Source organism: Cupriavidus sp. CPT47-8839-RL05A (assembly GCF_058792255.1).
The window spans coordinates 252,869-269,439 of record NZ_JBYTEG010000003.1 but is presented as its reverse complement, the minus strand read 5'-3'; the positions used below and the strand labels follow the sequence as shown (position 1 = coordinate 269,439).

At 68.2% G+C, this 16,571-nt stretch carries 15 protein-coding genes; 8 read left to right on the top strand and 7 right to left on the bottom strand.

What is annotated here, in order from left to right; translation table 11 throughout:
- Positions 1-133 precede the first annotated feature (133 nt).
- Positions 134-1,153, top strand: coding sequence for a Bug family tripartite tricarboxylate transporter substrate binding protein (locus tag AC3WVS_RS04900; RefSeq protein WP_492317636.1), 1,020 nt, complete (start codon positions 134-136; stop codon positions 1,151-1,153).
- Positions 1,154-1,169: 16 nt separating this feature from the next.
- Here the strand turns inward: AC3WVS_RS04900 and AC3WVS_RS04895 are convergent, their stop codons facing one another.
- Both AC3WVS_RS04895 and AC3WVS_RS04890 read right to left on the bottom strand, forming a co-directional pair.
- Entirely contained in the window at positions 1,170-2,312 is a 1,143-nt protein-coding gene (locus AC3WVS_RS04895) for a helix-turn-helix transcriptional regulator (RefSeq protein WP_492317635.1), read from the bottom strand.
- A gap of 100 nt (positions 2,313-2,412) precedes the next feature.
- A complete protein-coding gene (locus tag AC3WVS_RS04890) occupies positions 2,413-3,519 on the bottom strand; it encodes a helix-turn-helix transcriptional regulator (RefSeq protein WP_492317634.1) in 1,107 nt (368 codons plus the stop codon).
- Positions 3,520-3,900: 381 nt separating this feature from the next.
- Here AC3WVS_RS04890 and AC3WVS_RS04885 point away from each other — a divergent pair, with 381 nt between their 5' ends.
- The 7 genes from AC3WVS_RS04885 (at position 3,901) to AC3WVS_RS04855 (ending at position 11,760) form a co-directional block, all read left to right on the top strand.
- On the top strand, positions 3,901-5,097 hold the full coding sequence (locus AC3WVS_RS04885) for a phosphoglycerate kinase (protein WP_492317633.1): 1,197 nt from the start codon (positions 3,901-3,903) through the stop codon (positions 5,095-5,097).
- Between the two features lie 54 nt (positions 5,098-5,151).
- The gene (gene pyk, locus AC3WVS_RS04880; protein ID WP_492317632.1) at positions 5,152-6,588 is read left to right on the top strand and encodes a pyruvate kinase; all 1,437 of its coding nucleotides are present in this window, start codon (positions 5,152-5,154) and stop codon (positions 6,586-6,588) included.
- Positions 6,589-6,754: 166 nt separating this feature from the next.
- Positions 6,755-7,819 (top strand): class II fructose-bisphosphate aldolase, encoded by a 1,065-nt coding sequence (gene fba, locus AC3WVS_RS04875; RefSeq protein ID WP_492317631.1) that lies wholly within the window; start codon positions 6,755-6,757, stop codon positions 7,817-7,819.
- Positions 7,820-7,923: 104 nt separating this feature from the next.
- Entirely contained in the window at positions 7,924-8,832 is a 909-nt protein-coding gene (locus tag AC3WVS_RS04870) for a phosphoribosylaminoimidazolesuccinocarboxamide synthase (RefSeq protein WP_492317630.1), read from the top strand.
- 145 nt (positions 8,833-8,977) lie between these two features.
- Entirely contained in the window at positions 8,978-9,475 is a 498-nt protein-coding gene (gene purE / locus AC3WVS_RS04865) for a 5-(carboxyamino)imidazole ribonucleotide mutase (RefSeq protein WP_010812195.1), read from the top strand.
- Positions 9,476-9,503: 28 nt separating this feature from the next.
- Positions 9,504-10,748 carry a 5-(carboxyamino)imidazole ribonucleotide synthase gene (locus AC3WVS_RS04860; RefSeq protein ID WP_492317629.1) on the top strand — a complete coding sequence of 415 codons (1,245 nt, stop codon included), beginning with the start codon at positions 9,504-9,506 and terminating at the stop codon, positions 10,746-10,748.
- A gap of 22 nt (positions 10,749-10,770) precedes the next feature.
- On the top strand, positions 10,771-11,760 hold the full coding sequence (locus tag AC3WVS_RS04855) for an L-threonylcarbamoyladenylate synthase (protein WP_010812193.1): 990 nt from the start codon (positions 10,771-10,773) through the stop codon (positions 11,758-11,760).
- Between the two features lie 48 nt (positions 11,761-11,808).
- Here the strand turns inward: AC3WVS_RS04855 and AC3WVS_RS04850 are convergent, their stop codons facing one another.
- The 5 genes from AC3WVS_RS04850 to AC3WVS_RS04830 all read right to left on the bottom strand — a co-directional run bounded on the left by AC3WVS_RS04850 (position 11,809) and on the right by AC3WVS_RS04830 (position 16,531).
- Positions 11,809-12,132, bottom strand: a complete 324-nt coding sequence (locus tag AC3WVS_RS04850; RefSeq protein WP_492317628.1) for an AzlD domain-containing protein — start codon at positions 12,130-12,132, stop codon at positions 11,809-11,811.
- Positions 12,129-12,956, bottom strand: a complete 828-nt coding sequence (locus AC3WVS_RS04845) for an AzlC family ABC transporter permease (protein WP_492317627.1) — start codon at positions 12,954-12,956, stop codon at positions 12,129-12,131. Before AC3WVS_RS04845 ends, AC3WVS_RS04850 begins: the two co-directional genes overlap by 4 nt.
- Before the next feature lie 189 nt (positions 12,957-13,145).
- Entirely contained in the window at positions 13,146-14,747 is a 1,602-nt protein-coding gene (dacB, locus tag AC3WVS_RS04840; RefSeq protein WP_492317626.1) for a D-alanyl-D-alanine carboxypeptidase/D-alanyl-D-alanine endopeptidase, read from the bottom strand.
- Positions 14,748-14,795: 48 nt separating this feature from the next.
- Entirely contained in the window at positions 14,796-15,383 is a 588-nt protein-coding gene (locus AC3WVS_RS04835) for a MarR family winged helix-turn-helix transcriptional regulator (protein WP_492317625.1), read from the bottom strand.
- Positions 15,380-16,531: an ABC transporter substrate-binding protein gene (locus AC3WVS_RS04830; RefSeq protein WP_436220902.1), complete on the bottom strand. Its 1,152-nt coding sequence runs from the start codon at positions 16,529-16,531 to the stop codon at positions 15,380-15,382. The genes AC3WVS_RS04835 and AC3WVS_RS04830 overlap by 4 nt, the downstream gene beginning before the upstream one ends.
- Positions 16,532-16,571 lie beyond the last annotated feature (40 nt).

Here is a 16,571-nt window from a genome sequence, read left to right as displayed (position 1 = left end):
CCCGCATGGCATACCTTCAAGCGAACTCGGTCGTTTGGTTTTGGCAGGATCCTTGCTATCTTGTGGGGCTGGCCCGAGGCTCAGATCCCGGCCGGCCCCATGTTCAGTCCTGACTCTCTCCGACGGTGCCCCCATGCCTATTTCGTCCCGCCTGCTTCCGCGCTTGTCCTTCCGTTCCGCTACCGGCCTGGCCGCGCTGTGCGCCGCCGCTGCCGTCAGCACGGTCAGCATGCCCGCCCGCGCGCAAGGGGAGTGGCCGACGCAGCCGGTGACGATCCTGATGGGCTTTACTGCCGGCTCCGGCGTCGACATCGTCGGCCGCACGCTGCAGGAGTCGCTGCAGAAGTCGCTGAAGACCACCATCATCTACGACTACCGGCCGGGCGCCGGCGGCAACGTGGCCTCCGAGGTGGTCGCGCATGCCAAGCCGGATGGCTACACGCTGCTGCTGGGCACTGCCGCCACGCACGGCATCAACCCGGCGCTGTACAAGAACCTGCCGTTCGACGCCGAGGCCGATTTCACCCCGATCGCGCCGCTGGTCGAGGTCTCCAACGTGCTGACCGTCAACCCGGCGGTGCTGGACGTGAAGTCGGTCAAGGAGTTTATCGAGAAGGTCAAGGCCAACCCGGGCAAGTACAACTTCGCCTCCACCGGCAACGGCACCGGCACGCACCTGGCCTTTGCCGAGTTCAACGCGCGCGCCGGCCTGGACATGGTCCACGTGCCCTACAAGGGCGGCCCCGACGCGCTGCAGGCGGTGGTGAAGGGCGAGGTCTGCTGCATCTTCAACCAGGTGCAGAGCGTGCTGCCGCAGTACCGCGCCGGCAAGGTGCGCCTGCTGGGCGTGACTACCAAGCAGCGCGTGCAAGTGATTCCCGACGTGCCGACCATTGCCGAGAGCGGCCTGCCCGGCTTCAACAGCACCATCTGGTTCGGCTTCTTCGGGCCCAAGGGGCTGGATCCGAAGATCGCGCGTAAGGTCAACGATGCGGTGAAGGTGGCGCTGGAAACGCCGGCGATCCGCCAGAAGCTGATCGATGCCGGCAACACGCCGCGGGTCGAGACCGTGGATCAGTTCAAGGCTACGGTGAAGGGGGATCGGCAGAAGTGGGCGGGGGTGGTCAAGACCGTGGGCGCGTCGATCGACTGACGCGCGCTGGCCTCGGTCAGGTCCGTACCCCCAGCCGCGTGAGCAGGTGCGCCAGTTGCGCCTGCGTGCCCGTCCCGGTCTTGGTGAAGATTGCCTTGAGTTGGGTGCGTCCGGTCTCGCGCCGGATGCCGATCAGCTCGCACGCCTCGGGCAGGCCGATGCCCGATGACAGCTGCAAGGCCAGCCGGGTTTCGGCCGGCGTGAGGCCGTAGAGGTCGCGCAAAACGGCTGGCAGCGTCATCGGCGCGGTGCCGGGCTCGTGGATCGCCACCAGCACGCTGGGGCGCTGCCAGTCCATCGCCAGATGGTGCGCCGGCGGCAGCGGCAGCAGGACGACCTGGGCCTGGCGGCCGGCGCTGTCAGCCGCGCGCAGCGCCTGCGCCGGCTGCGGGTTGGCGGGGTTGCATGCCGCCCGCAGCGCCTCGGCAAACGAGCGCGACAGCTGCCAGTCGGCTTCCTCGCGCACGGCTATGGCGGGCGGCGCCACGGCGCGGGTTTCGACCGACACCGCCGGCAGCAGCCGGCGCACCCAGGTCTCGCCAATGCTGTTGGCCATCAGCGGCTTGCCGTCCTCGCGGAACACGATCACGCCGAACGGCAGCCGCTCCATCAGTTGCGCCGACGCATGCGCCAGTGCCGACACCTGGTGGGTGCGGTCGCGCAGCGCCATCGCATGGCGCACGTGCGGGATGGCCCAGTCGAGCGCGCGCGCGTCTTCGGGCGAATAGTGGTCGTGGCCCTGCGGGCGCTGCAGCGACAGGAACACGTCGTAGTGTGGCTGGCGCTCGATCAGGCAGGCCATCACCGATGACTGTTCGAATTGCCGCAGGAACTCGCCGTAGAAGGGCGACTTGCGCATCGCCTGCGCGCCCAGCTCGCGTGAATCGATATACCAGTTGCCCACCGACATGCGCCTGGCGAACGGCAGGGCCGGGTCGATGGCTACGTACTGTTCGCTGTAGGCGGCCACCGCCTCCGGCATGGGGTTGACCTCCTGGTTCACCAGCACGCGCTCGTTGACGGTGTCGAGCACCAGCAGATGGGCATGCGTGCTGCCGCTGACCTGGCACAGCGCGCCCAGGCTGCGCTGCCAGGCATCGGCATCGAAGATCCCCTCGTACAGCGCGCGAATGGTGTCGTGCATCTGTGTGTCGCTCATGGCTTCCCTTCTTTTTACTTCTTTTATTTTTAGCACTTTCTTCGCGGGGCAACGGGCGGGCCGCGGGCGCGGCGCCGGCCCGCTGCCGGGCGCGTGGTGTTCAGGCCTGGTCCAGCGCCGCGCCCAGGCGCGAGAGCAGATGCGTCAGCTGGGCCTGGCTGTTGCAGCCGGTCTTGTGGAATATGGCCTTGAGCTGGGTGCGCGCGGTTTCGTGGCGGATGTTCAGCTGCTGGCTGGCTTCGGGCAGGCCCTGTCCGGTGGCCAGCTGGGTGGTCAGCCGGGTCTCCGCCGGGGTCAGTCCGTACAGGTCGCGCAGCACCGGCGCCAGCAACAGCGGCGCGCTGTCCTGCTCATGCACGATCACCAGCGCCGCCGGTTCCTGCCATTGCGCGGCAAACGCGTGCGAGGGCGGCAGCGGCAGCACGATCACCTGCGCGCAGGCGCCGTTGCCGTCGGTGGCGCGGGCGGCCTGCGCGGCGACCGCGCGCTGCGGGTCGCAGGCGGCCTGGACCATGTCGGCGAACGGGCGCGACAGGGTCCAGTCCGACACCTTGCCGGCCGGGTCCAGGCGCCGCGCCCAGCGCTCGCCGGCGCGGTTGCTCAGCAGCACCTGGCGCTGCGGCGAGAACACCAGCAGGGCAAAATTGAGCCGCTCCACCAGCTGCGTCGACAGCCGCGCCAGCACCGTCAGCCCCAGCGTGCGGTCGCGCATGGCCATGGCGCTGCGCATATGCGGGATGATCCAGTCCATGCCGCGGGTGTCGTCGGGCGAGAACAGCGGCTGCGTGCGCGCGCGCTGCATCGAGAAATAGACTTCGTAGTGGGGCTGGCGCTCGACCAGGCAGGCCACGTAGGAGCGCAGGTCGTAGCGGTGGAAGAAGTCGCGGTAGAACGGATGGCGGGCCATGGTGCCTTCACCCAGTTCGCGCGCGTCGATATACCAGTCGCCCGGCCGCAGGCGCGGCGCGAACTGCTTGGCCGGATCGATGGCCTGGTAGTCCGATTCGTACTCGGAAAACAGTTCCACCACCGGATTGACGATCTCATTGACGGTGACCTGGTCGCGGACAGTGTCCCAGACCATCATCGAGGCGTGTGCCGTGCCCGCCAGATCCGTCAGGGTGCGCAGGCTCTGCTGCCAGGCACCGGGATCGAGAATGCCCTCGTACAAGCCACGGATTGCTCCGTGCATGTCGGCTTCTTTCATCTGACTCACCCCCTGCATTCGCGACAAGGAAATGCGCGGCGCCGGCGGTGCGTCTGATCGCACACCGGCTGCTTTCTTTTTGGCTGCTTGTTATTTTGGCCGCCTGTTGTCATGGCCGTTTCAAGACCGGCTCTGGCGCTTTTGCGTGTCTGTTGTAGCAGACGTTGCATACATTACCGCACTCGGGGGTCAAGAGGGGCACGGAGCTGCCCCTTCTTTCGTGGGGAGGGGCGCCACCTGGCTTGTGCGGGATTGCGCATAATGTGCTGCAAGAGGCATATCACATGTGCGTAACGGTCCGGAATCGGCAAAGCGTTGACCACGATCAGGTAAAATGCCCGTTTCCCCGAATTCCAGCGAAATCTCGCGCCATCCATCGCCATGACCTCTGTCCTGCGTCTTTCCGACCTGATTTCCCAAGGCAAAATCTCCGGCAAGCGGGTGTTTATCCGCGCCGACCTGAACGTGCCGCAGGATGACGCCGGCAACATCACCGAGGACACCCGCATCCGCGCCTCGGTGCCGGCGATCGAGGCCTGCCTGGCTGGCGGCGCCGCGGTGATGGTCACCTCCCACCTGGGCCGCCCGACCGAGGGCGAGTTCAAGCCCGAGGACTCGCTGGCGCCGATCGCCACGCGCCTGTCCGAGTTGCTGGGCAAGCCGGTCAAGCTGGTGCAGAACTGGGTCGACGGCGTCGAGGTGGCGCCGGGCCAGGTGGTGCTGCTGGAAAACTGCCGCGTGAACAAGGGCGAAAAGAAGAACAGCGACGAACTGGCCCAGAAGATGGCCAAGCTGTGTGACGTCTACGTGAACGATGCCTTCGGCACCGCCCACCGTGCCGAAGCCACCACGCATGGCATCGCCAAGTACGCGCCGATCGCCTGCGCCGGCCCGCTGCTGGCCGCAGAGATCGACGCGCTGGGCAAGGCGCTGGGCCAGCCGGCGCGCCCGCTGGTGGCGATCGTGGCCGGCTCCAAGGTCTCGACCAAGCTGACCATCCTGAAGTCGCTGGCCGACAAGGTCGACAACCTGATCGTTGGCGGCGGCATTGCCAATACCTTCATGCTGGCCGCCGGCCTGAAGATCGGCAAGTCGCTGGCCGAAGCCGACCTGGTCGGCGACGCCAAAACCATCATCGACATCATGGCCAAGCGTGGAGCCTCGGTGCCGATCCCGGTCGACGTGGTGTGCGCCAAGGAATTCAGCGCCACCGCCGCGGCCACCGTCAAGGACGTCAAGGACGTGGCCGACGACGACATGATCCTGGACATCGGCCCCAAGACCGCCGCGATGCTGGCCGAGCAGCTCAAGGCCGCCGGCACCATCGTCTGGAACGGCCCGGTGGGCGTGTTCGAGTTCGACCAGTTCGGCAACGGCACCAAGGTGCTGGCCCAGGCCATCGCCGAATCGAAGGCGTTCTCGATCGCCGGCGGCGGCGACACGCTGGCGGCCATTGCCAAGTACGGCATCGCCGACCGCGTGGGCTATATCTCCACCGGCGGCGGGGCGTTCCTGGAATTCCTGGAAGGCAAGAAGCTGCCCGCATTCGAAGTGCTGGAGCAGCGCGCCGCAGGCTGACGCATCCGCCGGGCCCGGCGGTGTTGCCGGGGCCCTGAACCAGGAATTCCGCGCATGACTCGTTCCACCAAGATCGTCGCCACCATCGGCCCCGCCTCCAGCTCGCTGGAAATCCTGACCCGCATGATCGCGGCGGGGGTCGACGTGGTGCGGCTGAATTTTTCGCACGGCACCGCCCAGGACCATCTCGACCGCGCCCGCCTGGTGCGCGAAGCCGCGCAGGCATGCGGGCGCGAGGTCGCCATCATGGCCGACCTGCAGGGCCCCAAGATCCGCGTCGGCAAGTTCGAGCACGGCAAGATCACGCTCAAGGCGGGCGACCCGTTCATCCTGGATTCGAGCTGCCAGCTAGGCAACGAGCAGCGCGCCGGCCTGGACTACCAGGACCTGCCGCGCGACGTCGGCCCGGGCGACCTGCTGCTGCTCAACGACGGCCTGATCGTGCTGGTGGTGGACCGTGTGTTCGGCAGCGAGATCTTCACCACCGTGCGCGTGGGCGGCGAGCTGTCCAACAACAAGGGCATCAACCGCCAGGGCGGCGGGCTGTCGGCGCCGGCGCTGACCGCCAAGGACATGGACGACATCAAGACCGCCATGGCCCTGGGCGCCGACTACGTCGCGGTCAGCTTCCCCAAGAACGCCACCGACATGGAAATGGCGCGCCAGCTGACCGCGGTGGCCGGCCAGCCGCACGGCCACAAGGCCCGCATGATCGCCAAGATCGAGCGCGCCGAGGCGATCCGCCCGGGCGTGCTGGAAGAGATCCTGCAGGCGTCCGACGGCATCATGGTGGCGCGCGGCGACCTGGCCGTGGAAGTCGGCAATGCCGCCGTGCCGGCGCTGCAGAAGCGCATGATCAAGCTGGCGCGCGAGGCCAACAAGCTGACCATCACCGCCACCCAGATGATGGAGAGCATGATCGTCAACCCGGTGCCCACGCGCGCCGAGGTCTCGGACGTGGCCAACGCCGTGCTGGACGGCACCGACGCGGTGATGCTGTCGGCCGAAACCGCCGCCGGCCGCTACCCCGTGGAGACGGTCGAGGCCATGGCCGCGGTCTGCATCGAAGCCGAGAAGTCCGAGGTGGTGCAGCTCGACACCGATTTCCTGAACCAGACCTTTTCGCGCATCGACCAGTCGGTGGCGATGGGTGCGCTGTTCACGGCCTATCATTTGCAGGTGAAGGCGATTGCCGCGCTGACCGATTCCGGCGCCACCGCATTGTGGATGAGCCGTCACCGCATCCATGTGCCGATCTATGCGATGACGCCCAACCTGGCCTCGCAGCGCAAGATGCAGCTGTACCGCAACGTGGTGCCGCTGCCGCTGCAGTCCAGCGCCGACCGCGACACCGCGCTGGAGCAGGCAGAAGAACTGCTGCTGGCGCAGGGCGTGGTGCAGCGCGGCGATTTCATCGTGCTGACCATCGGCGAGCCGATGGGCCAGCCGGGCGGCACCAACACCCTGAAGATCGTCAGGGTGGGCAGCTGAAAGTGAGATGAAGCAATGCGTGCCATGCCGGACGGAGCGCCAGCGCGGAATGCGCAAGGCTGACGGAGCCGGCAGGCACGGGCAGCGCCACGTAAGTCGATGCACTGCGTAAGCGCCGATTAGAAGAATACGCGGAAGACACCCCATTTTTTATTAGGAGTTAGACATGCCACTCGTATCGATGCGCCAGCTGCTGGACCACGCGGCCGAGAACAGCTACGGCCTGCCGGCCTTCAACGTCAACAACCTCGAGCAAGTGCAGGCCATCATGCAGGCTGCCGACGAGGTCAACGCCCCGGTGATCATGCAAGCCTCGGCCGGCGCGCGCAAATACGCCGGTGAGCATTTCCTGCGCCACCTGATCGAAGCCGCGGTAGAGGCTTATCCCCACATTCCGGTGGTGATGCACCAGGACCACGGCCAGTCGCCGGCGATCTGCCAGGGCGCGATCGACCTGGGCTTCTCGTCGGTGATGATGGACGGCTCGCTGCGCGAAGACGGCAAGACCCCGGCCGAGTACGAGTACAACATCGACGTCACCCGCAAGGTGGTGCAGCTGGCCCACGCCGTCGGCGTGACCGTGGAAGGCGAACTGGGCTGCCTGGGCTCGCTGGAAACCGGTGAAGCCGGCGAAGAAGACGGCATCGGCGCCGTCGGCGTGCTGGACCACTCCATGCTGCTGACCGATCCGGAGCAGGCCGCCGACTTCGTCAAGGCCACCCAGCTGGATGCCCTGGCCATCGCCATCGGCACCTCGCACGGCGCTTACAAGTTCACGCGCAAGCCCACCGGCGACATCCTGGCGATCAGCCGCATCAAGGAAATCCACGCCCGCATCCCCAACACCCACCTGGTGATGCACGGCTCGTCGTCGGTTCCGCAAGAGCTGCTGGAAGAGATCCGCAAGTTCGGCGGCGACATGAAGGAAACCTACGGCGTGCCGGTCGAGGAAATCCAGGAAGCGATCAAGTACGGCGTGCGCAAGATCAACATCGACACCGACATCCGCCTGGCCATGACCGGCGCGATCCGCCGCTTCTTCGCCGAGAACCCGAGCAAGTTCGACCCGCGCGAATACCTGAAGCCGGCTCGCGAAGCCGCCAAGCAGGTGTGCAAGGCGCGCTACATCGCCTTCGGCTGCGAAGGCCAGGCCGGCAAGATCAAGCCGATCGGCCTGACCGACATCGCGCAGCAGTACAAGGCGGGCACGCTGTCGCAGGTCGTGCAGTAAATGTCCCTAGTCCGCCTTCCGCGCAAGGGGAAGGCGGATTGCAGTTCCGGCCGCCGCGGCACGCATCCAGCGCCCGGCGGCTTCGCCGTTTTATCGGAACCATCATGTCCAACGCTCTCTACCAGTCCTCCATCAACTCGCTGCCGCTGCTGGGCCACGGCAAAGTGCGCGACAACTATGCCGTCGGCAATGACAAGCTGCTGATCGTCACCACCGACCGCCTGTCGGCGTTCGACGTCATCATGGGCGAGCCGATTCCCGACAAGGGCCGCGTGCTGAACCAGATGGCGAACTTCTGGTTCCGCAAGCTCGCGCACATCGTGCCGAACCACGAGACCGGCATCGCGCCCGAGACCGTGGTCGCGCCGGAGGAAGTGGAGCAGGTCAAGGGCCGCGCCGTAGTGGTCAAGCGCCTGCGGCCGATCCTGGTCGAAGCCGTGGTGCGCGGCTATCTCGCCGGCAGCGGCTGGAAGGACTACCAGGCCACCGGCAAGGTGTGCGGGATCGAGCTGCCCGCCGGCCTGCAGAACGCGCAGAAGCTGCCCGAGCCGATCTTCACCCCGGCCGCCAAGGCCGAGATGGGCGAGCACGACGAGAACATCTCGTTCGCCGAAGTCGAGGCCCGCATCGGCATCGCGCTGGCGCGCCAGATGCGCGAGATCTCGATCCGCCTGTACAAGGAAGCGGCCGAGTTTGCGGCCACGCGCGGCATCATCATCGCCGATACCAAGTTCGAGTTCGGCCTGGACGACAATGGCGTGCTGACGCTGATGGACGAGGTCCTGACCGCCGATTCGTCGCGCTTCTGGCCGGCCGATTCCTACCAGGTGGGCACCAACCCGCCGTCGTTCGACAAGCAGTTCGTGCGCGACTGGCTGGAAGCCGTGCGCATCGACGGCAAGCCCTGGCCCAAGACCGCGCCGGCGCCGCAACTGCCGGACGAGGTGATCGAAAAGACCGCCGCCAAGTACCGTGAAGCGCTGACGCGCCTGACGGGCGAAGAACTGCAGTAACCAAAATGTGTTCCCCTCTCCCCTCATGGGGAGAGGGCAGGGTGAGGGGTGGTTCAGCAAGGCGCCACGCGTCAAGAGGCGCCGGCCCTCACCCCCGCCCCTCTCCCGCAAGCGGGAGAGGGGCGCAAACAAGGAAGGATCAAACGTGAGCAAGCAAGACAAGCCGCTGGTCGGCGTGGTGATGGGCAGCAGTTCCGACTGGGACGTGATGCAGCACGCAGTGGCCATGCTGAAGGATTTCGGCGTGCCGTTCGAAGCCCAGGTGGTGTCGGCGCACCGCATGGCGGACGACATGTTCCGCTATGCCGAGAGCGCGCGCAGCCGCGGCATCCGCGCCATCATCGCCGGGGCCGGCGGGGCCGCGCACCTGCCCGGCATGATCGCCGCCAAGACCATCGTGCCGGTGTTCGGCGTGCCGGTGCCGTCCAAGTACCTGCGTGGCGAGGATTCGCTGCTGTCGATCGTGCAGATGCCCAAGGGCGTGCCGGTGGCCACCTTTGCCATCGGCGAGGCCGGTGCCGCCAATGCCGCGCTGCACGCGATCGCCACGCTGGCCACCACCGACGAGGCGCTGGCCGGCGCGCTGGAAGCGTTCCGCGCGAAGCAGACCGAAGCCGCGCGCGCGATGACGCTGCCGCTGTAATCATCCGGACATCCCACGGAACCTAGCAATGCCTACCGATATCCATCCCTACCTCTCCGAAGCCCACACGCCGGAATCGCGCGCCGAGTTCGGCGTCGACCGTCCCGACGCGCCCATCCTGCCCGGTGCGTGGCTCGGCATGCTGGGTGGCGGCCAGCTCGGCCGCATGTTCACGCATGCGGCGCAGGCGATGGGCTATCGCGTATGCGTGCTCGATCCGGACCAGGACAGCCCGGCCGGCTCGGTGGCGGACAAGCATATCTGTGCGCAATACACCGACGAGGCCGCGCTGGCCGAAATGGGCAAGCTGTGCCAGGCGGTAAGCACCGAGTTCGAGAACGTGCCGTCGCTGTCGCTGGACCGGCTCGAGCAGCTGGGCGCCTTTGTCGCGCCGCGCGGCTACTGCGTGTCGATCGCGCAGAACCGCATCGGCGAGAAGAAGTTCTTTGCCGCGTGCGCCGAGCGCACCGGCGTGTCGCCGGCCCCGCACTGGGTGATCCAGCACGATGCCGATGTCGACCAGTTGCCCGACCACGTGCTGCCCGGCATCCTCAAGACCGCGCGCATGGGCTACGACGGCAAGGGCCAGGCGCGCGTGAAGACGCGCGACGACGTGCGCGCCGCCTGGAATGCCATGCAGCACGTGCCGTGCGTGCTGGAGCAGATGCTGCCGCTGGCCTATGAGGTCTCGGTGCTGGCCGCGCGTGCCGCGGACGGCTCCACCGCCACCTGGCCGCTGGCCGAGAACGTGCACCGCGACGGCATCCTGTTCTCGACGGTGATGCCGTCGACCAGCGTGTCGCCTGACATTGCCGACCGCGCGCGTGCTGCAGCGGCTGCCATCGCTACGGAGATGGGCTACGTCGGCGTGCTGTGCATCGAGTTCTTCGTGCTGACCGACGGCTCGCTGGTCGCCAACGAGATGGCGCCGCGCCCGCACAACTCCGGCCATATCACCATGGATGCGTGCGAGACCAGCCAGTTCGAACAGCAGGTGCGCGCCATGGCGCGGCTGCCGCTGGGCAGCACGCGCCAGCACTCGGCTGGCAAGATGCTGAACCTGCTGGGCGACGTGTGGTTCGAGTTCGGCCTGGAGCGCACGCCGTCCTGGGACGAGGTGGTGGCGCAACCCGGCGCCAAGCTGCACCTGTACGGCAAGGGCGATGCGCGCCCGTCGCGCAAGATGGGCCACGTCAACTGCGTGGGCGAGCATGCCGAAGCGGCCGACGCCGCCTTTGCCGCCGCCGCGCAGGCGCTGCATATCCCGCTCTGAAGCCATAGCTCCAAGGAACACGATGTCGCCGCGCATGCCCACGGCCGCTGAACTGGACGAAGCCGTCCGCCTGCTCGAGGCCGGGCAACTGGTCGCCTTTCCCACCGAAACCGTCTACGGGCTCGGTGCGGACGCCGAGAATCCCGAGGCGGTCGCCCGCATCTTCGCGCTCAAGGGCCGGCCGTCGAACCATCCGGTGATCGTCCACGTGGTGGACGGCGCCGATATCGGCTACTGGACCGACGAGGTCCCCGAGGCCGCGCAGCAGCTGATCGACGCCTTCTGGCCCGGCCCGCTGACGCTGATCCTGAAGCGCGCCGCGCATATCCATCCGGCCGTCGCCGGCGGCCAGGACAGCATTGGCGTGCGTTGCCCCTCGCACCCCGTGGCGCAGGCGCTGCTGGCCCGCTTCAAGCGCGGCCGCGGCGGCATTGCCGCGCCGTCGGCCAACAAGTTCGGCCAGGTCAGCCCGACCACCGCGCAGCATGTGCGCGACGAGTTCGGCGATGCGGTCTATGTGCTGGAAGGCGATGGCGTGGAGGTCGGTATCGAATCGACCATCGTCGACCTGTCGCGGCTGGACCAGGGCATCGGCCCGGTGCTGCTGCGGCCGGGGGCGATCACCGCGGCGATGATGGCGCAGGTATTGGGCGCGGCCCCGCTGCCGCCCGATGCGGCCGCGCCGCGGGCTTCAGGCACGCTCAAGGCCCACTACGCGCCGCACACACCGCTGCTGCTGGCCGATGCGCAAGCAGCATCGGCGCAGCTAGCCTCGCTGCCGGACGATGCCCGCGTGGCGTGGGTCGGCCGGGCGCCGCTGGTGGACCAGCGTTGTACCTGGGTGCAGGCGCCTGCGGACGCGGCGGCCTATGCGCGCGAGCTTTACCGCTTGCTGCGCAAGCTCGACAAGCAGGGCTATACGCAGCTGATGTTCGAGGTGTTGCCTGAAGGGCAGGATTGGGCCGGGGTGCGGGATCGGCTGGAGAGGGCGGCGGCGGCGTTTGGAGGATGAGGCGGGCGGTGGCTCGCCGCTGGCCTTACTTCGTCGACGCGCCGGCCCTCACCCCAGCAACCTCAACGCCGTATACACCGCCATCCCCACCATGATCATCCCCACCATCTTCCGCGTCAGCAGGTAGAACAACGTGGCCGCAATCCCGGCCATCAGCTTGTCGTTGGAGAACGCCACCGTGAAATGCCCCTGCCAGGTCATCAGGTCCGGCAGGATGATCGCCGCCAGTGCCGCGGCCGGCGCATAGCGCAGCGCCCGCGCGATGCGGTCGGGCACGGTGACATGCTCGCCGGCCATCAGGAACAGCGCGCGCGTGACGATGGTGACGACCGCCATGCCAAGGATGGCAATCCAGATTTCAAGATGGCTCATGCGCGGTCTCCCGGCGGCGTTTCCGGCGCGGCGGCGTTGGTGACCTCGGGGGCCTTGGGCTTGCGCCGGCGGATGCCGCGCAGCGCCGCGCGCGCGGCCAGGTCGTCGCTGGCCATGCCGGCGGCAATCGCGCCCACCACTGCCACCACCAGGCTGAGGCGGTACGGCAAGTCGAAGCAAAGCAGCGCCAGCACCGCCGACACCACCACGGCCAGCAACGTGGAGCGCGAGTTGATGGTGGCGATCATCACCGGGATCAGCGCCATGGTGCCCGCCAGCCCCAGGCCCCAGCTGTCGGGGAACAGGCTGGCCAGCACGATGCCGATGATCGACGACAGCTGCCACACGCAGAAGTTGGTCAGCGCCATGCCCCAGAAGTAGCCTTCCTTGCCAGGCTCGTAGCCGGGCGTGCTGTACTTCTGCAGGAAGTAGACGAAGTGCAGGTCGCCGTTGAACGAGCCCAGGATGGTGCGCCGCCATAGCGGCATGTAGCTGAAGTGCGGCTGCATGCCGGCGCTGAAGATCACGAAGCGCAGGTTGACCACGGCCGCGGTCAGCCAGATGGTCCACAGCGGCAGGCCCGCGGCGAACAGCGGCAGCACCGCCAGCTGCGCCGAGCCGGCATAGACCAGCAGCGACATGCCGATGGCTTCGGGCACGGTCATTACGGATTTGCTCATCGCCACGCCGGTCACCAGGCCCCAGGAGAAGACCGCGGGCAGGGACGGGGCAAAGTAGCGCGCGCCGTCGATAAAGCCGGCGCGTTCGGCCGGTGCGAAGCGATGCCAGAGGCGCAACCACACCGGGGGTTGTCGGGAAGTCATGTCAGAGGGCGAGGGGGCAATGCAGGCCCGGGGCCGAGGGCCGGCCCGGAAGGCTGCCGCCGCAGGACGCGGCCGGCACCCTGGCATTATAGGGGCGGATCGGACGCTGGTAAGTGTCCGCTTAACAAAATGCGGCCGCGGCGTTGGCGCCAGGCCACGGCGCCGCGCCGCAGCCTGCCCGGCGCGGACTCAGGGTGCGCCGCGGTACACCCATTGCAGCAGGGCGTCGTGCGCTTCCTGCGCCTGCGCGGCGTTGGGGTGGTTGATCATGCTGACCACCACGTAGCGGCCACCCTCGGCAGCATCCACAAAGCCGGCCAGCGCGCGCACGTCGGCCAGCGTGCCGGTCTTCAGGTAGCCGTTGCCGGCCGCGTTGGCGCGCGTCAGGCGGTTGCGCAGCGTGCCGTCGACGCCCAGCACCGGCAGTGAATCGATCAGCACCGGCCCCACGCTGCTGGCCGCGGCCTGCTGCAGCAGGCGCGCCATGTCATAGGCGCTGATGCGTTCCTCGCGCGACAGCCCCGAGCCGTTGTCCAGCACCAGGCCGGGCATGTCCAGCCCCTGGCGTGCCAGCCAGCGCTGCACCACGCGGATCGAGCGCCCGGTGCTGGCCGGGCCGCCGCGGTCCATTTCGGCGCCGATGGTCAGGAACAGCTGCCGCGCCATCACGTTGTTCGAGAACTTGTTGATGTCGCGCACGATATCCGCGAGCGGCAGGCCGTAGTGGCGCGCCAGCAGCACCGCGCCGCGCGGCACCTTGCCGCTGCGCAGCCCGGGCATGTGGGCAAAGCGTCCGCCGGCGCGCTGCCATTCGGCGACGAAGCCGCCCCAGGTGAACTCCGCATGCGACAGCGTGGCGATATTGAGCACGTGCTCGCCGCAGTCGCTGGCATAGTCGCCCGAGAACGACGCCAGCACGGTGCCGTCCGCCTGCGGCAGCACGCTCGGGCTGGCGCTCGACTGCCAGTCGCCGCAGCGGCCGTTGGTCAGCGTGAGCCGGTTGTCCAGCTTGAGCTGCGCCAGCTCGGGCGTGACGCTGACTGCCACGGTCTGGCTGGCCGGGTCCGGCGTCAGCGTGAACGACAGTGTCTTGAACGCATAGAGCAGCGCATCCGGGCCGACGTTGTAGGCGCGCTGCACCTCGCCGTCGATGGTGCCGTTGCCGTCCAGGCCATCGGCAAAGTAGCTGCGGTCCAGCACCAGGTCGCCGTTGATGCCGGTGGCGCCCCCGGCGCGCGCCTTCGCCACCAGCTTGGCCATTTCCTCGGGCACCAGCTTGGGATCGCCGTGGCCGCGCAGGTAGACGTTGCCGTTGACGGTGCCGTCGAAGCCGGGCTGGGCGTCGGCGTAGAGCGAGGTCTGCCAGCGGTAGTCGGGGCCCAGCAACTGCAGCCCGGCAAAGGTGGTGACCAGCTTCATGGTCGAGGCCGGGTTCATCGGCTGCTGCGCATTCCAGCTGGCGCGGGCGGTGCTCGCGCCCAGCCTGACCACGTAGAAGCTGGCGGCGGACGCCGGTACGCCGGCTCGGCGCAGCGCCGCGGCCACCGGGGCCGGCACGCCGGCGCTCACCAGTGCGGGATCGGCAGCGGTTTTTGCGGCGGTGGCGGCCTTGGCCGCTTTTGCCGCCTTGACCGTCTTGACGGGCGCTTTGGCTTGCGCCGGGGTGAGCGCGGGACCGCCGGCCAGCAGCACGGCGGCAAGGATGGGCGAGAGCAGTGGCGACAGGCGGCGCAGCAGGGCGCCGGGTCGCGATGCAGTAGGCGCGGCGATTGTTCTTGGCATGGCGGCCATGTTAACGCATGGCCACTGGCAGGCGGGTGACAGTCTTGCCGGCTGCCCTCAGCCGGCGCGCGGCGGCGCCAGCCGTGCCAGCAGCGACTTCAGCGTGGCCTGCTCGGCCTCGCTCAGCGCCGAGCCGACGTGCGCGTCGTGCGCCACCACCGCCTGCGTGGCGGCTTCCAGCGTGCGGCGGCCGGCTGCCGTCAGCACCAGGCTGTAGGCGCGGCGATCGCCGGCTGCCGGGCGGCGCGCCACCAGGTTCATCTCTTCCAGCGCGTCGACCAGCAGCACCGCCCCCGAGCGCGCGATGCCGAGGATCTGCGCCAGCTCGGTCAGCTTCAGGTGCGGGTTGCGCGAGATGATGATCAGCGCCGAAAAGCGCGGCGGCGTGATCTGCCATTGCGCCAGCGACAGCACAAAGTCTTCATAGATGCGGATCTGCGCGCGGCGGATGGCGTAGCCGATCAGGTTGTCGAGCACGCCATAGTCGATATTCGGCACATGCGGGTCGAAACCGGCATCGGCACCGGCGCTTGCGGCCGGATCCGGCGCGAGCGGGTCGCGCGCCTTGCGCCGCGCGGACGCGGCGGTGGTGCTGCGCGGGCGCGGGGGTGCGGCGGGCGGTGTGCCGGATGCTTCGGGATTCATTTCAGCAGTTTCCAGTTGCCATTGTCGATGGTCAGCATAACCCGCCCGCGCTGGTCGAAGCCATAGTGGTCTTGCCCACTGTAATTCAGCACGCCGTGCGAGACCACGATGTCGCGCTCGGTCTCCAGTGCCTGCCGCAGCGCCTGGCGGAATGCCGGCGTCCCCGGCTTGGCGTGCCTGAGCGCCACCGGCACGATGCGCTCAAGCACCAGCCCGGCGTCGTAGGCATGGGCGCCGAACTGCGTGCGGCTGTCGGCCCCGTATTGCTTCTCATAGCGGGTGACGTAGTCCAGCCCCGGCTTGCGCACCGGGTCGCCCGCGGGCAACTGCTCCGGCACGATCACCGGCCCGGCCGGCAGGATCGCGCCATTGACCATGCGCCCGCCGATGCGGATCAGGTCCTTGGTGGCCGCGCCATGGGTGTGGTAGATGGTGCCGCCGTAGCCGCGCTCGCGCAGCGTGGTGTGCGGCAGCGCGGCGCCGGTGCCGGCGCCGGCGATCAGGATGGCATCGGGTTTGGCGGCGATCAGCTTGATGGCCTGCGCGGTCACGCTGGTATCGGCGCGGCCGTAGCGCTCGGTGGCGATCAGGCGGATGCCGTTGGCGCTGGCGGCGGCGGTGAAGTCCTTCAGCCAGGTCTCGCCGTAGGCATCGGCAAAGCCGATAAAGCCGATGGTCTTGACGCCGTTGGTCTTGGCGGTGGCGGCCACGGCATTGGCCATCAGCCGCACCGGCTGCGCCAGCCGGAAGGTCCAGGCACCGCGCCCGGGCTTGAGTTCGATCGGCGAGAACGCCAGCTGCACGGTCTGGGCCTCATCGGCCACCTCGGCAATGGCGATCGACGGCGCCACCGCGGACGAGCCCAGGATGATGTCGACCTTGTCCTCGGAGACAAAGCGGCGCGCCACCTTGGCGCCCTGGGTGGGGTCCGAGGCATCGTCCAGCACGATGTAGCGTACCGCCTCGCCGCCGATCTTCTGCGGCAGGTAGGCCAGCGAGTTCTTCTGCGGGATGCCCAGCGACGCCGACGGGCCGGTGGTGGACAGGCTGACGCCGACGGTGATGTCGGCCAGCGCACTGCCGGCGCTGAAGGCGAGGGCCGCGGCCAGTGCGAGGCGGGCCAGCTTGGTGGTGGTCAGGGGCGCCATGGTGTCTCCTCTCTCGATGGTCTTGTTCTGCATTGTCAAA

Bases quoted from the DNA above. Each gene is read 5' to 3' on its own strand.
- AC3WVS_RS04845 (WP_492317627.1), bottom strand. From the start codon at position 12,956: ATGACTTCCCGACAACCCCCGGTGTGGTTGCGCCTCTGGCATCGCTTC.
- AC3WVS_RS04870 (WP_492317630.1), top strand. From the start codon at position 7,924: ATGTCCAACGCTCTCTACCAGTCCTCCATCAACTCGCTGCCGCTGCTG.
- AC3WVS_RS04860 (WP_492317629.1), top strand. From the start codon at position 9,504: ATGCCTACCGATATCCATCCCTACCTCTCCGAAGCCCACACGCCGGAA.
- AC3WVS_RS04885 (WP_492317633.1), top strand. From the start codon at position 3,901: ATGACCTCTGTCCTGCGTCTTTCCGACCTGATTTCCCAAGGCAAAATC.
- AC3WVS_RS04890 (WP_492317634.1), bottom strand. From the start codon at position 3,519: ATGAAAGAAGCCGACATGCACGGAGCAATCCGTGGCTTGTACGAGGGC.
- fba (WP_492317631.1), top strand. From the start codon at position 6,755: ATGCCACTCGTATCGATGCGCCAGCTGCTGGACCACGCGGCCGAGAAC.
- pyk (WP_492317632.1), top strand. From the start codon at position 5,152: ATGACTCGTTCCACCAAGATCGTCGCCACCATCGGCCCCGCCTCCAGC.
- AC3WVS_RS04850 (WP_492317628.1), bottom strand. From the start codon at position 12,132: ATGAGCCATCTTGAAATCTGGATTGCCATCCTTGGCATGGCGGTCGTC.
- AC3WVS_RS04900 (WP_492317636.1), top strand. From the start codon at position 134: ATGCCTATTTCGTCCCGCCTGCTTCCGCGCTTGTCCTTCCGTTCCGCT.
- AC3WVS_RS04855 (WP_010812193.1), top strand. From the start codon at position 10,771: ATGTCGCCGCGCATGCCCACGGCCGCTGAACTGGACGAAGCCGTCCGC.
- AC3WVS_RS04895 (WP_492317635.1), bottom strand. From the start codon at position 2,312: ATGAGCGACACACAGATGCACGACACCATTCGCGCGCTGTACGAGGGG.
- AC3WVS_RS04835 (WP_492317625.1), bottom strand. From the start codon at position 15,383: ATGAATCCCGAAGCATCCGGCACACCGCCCGCCGCACCCCCGCGCCCG.
- dacB (WP_492317626.1), bottom strand. From the start codon at position 14,747: ATGGCCGCCATGCCAAGAACAATCGCCGCGCCTACTGCATCGCGACCC.
- AC3WVS_RS04830 (WP_436220902.1), bottom strand. From the start codon at position 16,531: ATGGCGCCCCTGACCACCACCAAGCTGGCCCGCCTCGCACTGGCCGCG.